The 268-nt window shown below is 45.9% G+C and carries 1 protein-coding gene; it reads right to left on the minus strand.

The features are described from left to right. Positions 1-268, minus strand: a 268-nt coding sequence (locus ACESR9_RS10145; protein WP_373106434.1) for a SpaA isopeptide-forming pilin-related protein, incomplete at both ends; no start/stop codon positions are given.

Below are 268 nucleotides of genomic sequence, written 5' to 3' on the forward strand. Positions count from 1 at the left end.
GGTGTAGTTGGTGGTGTAGTTGGTGGTGTAGTTGGTGGTGTAGTTGGTGGTGTAGTTGGTGGTGTAGTTGGCGGTGTAGTTGGCGGTGTGTTTGGTGGAGTTAGGTAGTTTACGACTGTCCCCTTATCTACTACAAGGTTAGGTGCAGCCTTTAATTCGCTAGCAGATACAGTAATAACATCCGTTGATAGTTGGTATCCAGCTGGCGCTGTCAACTCCTTAATAACATAATCCTTAGCCTCAAAGCCTACAAAGCTTACAAGACCAT

Source organism: Streptococcus parasanguinis, assembly GCF_964238605.1.
In the GTDB taxonomy this organism is placed as follows: domain Bacteria; phylum Bacillota; class Bacilli; order Lactobacillales; family Streptococcaceae; genus Streptococcus; species Streptococcus parasanguinis_AJ.